1 pseudogene is annotated in these 709 nt (G+C 59.7%); it reads left to right on the forward strand.

Annotated elements, in window-relative coordinates:
• Positions 1 to 660, forward strand: a pseudogene (locus NCS03_RS31005) (IS3-like element ISBcen22 family transposase); the annotation flags it as partial.
• Positions 661 to 709 lie beyond the last annotated feature (49 nt).

The raw sequence follows: 709 nt of genomic DNA on the forward strand, positions 1-709 counted from the left end.
TACCGGCGCGTGCACGTGCTGCTCAAGCGTGAAGGTTGGCGTGTGAGCCGTAATCGGGTCTATCGGCTCTACGCCGAAGAGCAGCTTCAACTGCGTTCGAAGCTACCCAAGCGCCGCAAGATGGTGGTATCGCGCCGCGAGCGTTGCGTGCCGGTTCGTCCCAATGAAGTCTGGAGTCTGGACTTTGTGGCGGACCAGTTAGCCGACGGCACCCGCTTGCGCGCCCTGACGGTCGTGGACATCTTTAGCCGTGAAGCGCTGGCCATTGAAGTAGGCAAGCGCTTGCGTGCCGAGGACGTCGTGTCAGTGCTGAATCGTTTGGTGGCTCAGCGCCGCGCACCGAGGTTCCTGTTCGCCGATAACGGCAGCGAATTCTCGGGTCGCCTGCTGGACATGTGGGCCTACCACTACAAGGTGCAGATCGACTTCAGCCGGCCAGGCAAGCCCACCGACAACAGCTTCATCGAGACATTCAACGGCTCGTTCAGGGACGAATGTCTGAACCTGCACTGGTTCGAATCGTTGGCGGAAGCCAAACGAGAGATCGAGGCTTGGCGCCGCGACTACAATGAGACTCGACCTCACATGGCGCTCAAAGAGCTAACACCGGGTGAATTCGCCCGACAATACAGCCTCCGGCCCACGGCCGAAGGCTCATGAAAGACCGAACACTAACGCTCGGCACTGTCCAAGAAATCCAAGCGGTTCA

The organism is Caballeronia sp. ATUFL_F1_KS4A (genome assembly GCF_023630905.1).
GTDB classification, from domain to species: domain Bacteria; phylum Pseudomonadota; class Gammaproteobacteria; order Burkholderiales; family Burkholderiaceae; genus Caballeronia; species Caballeronia zhejiangensis.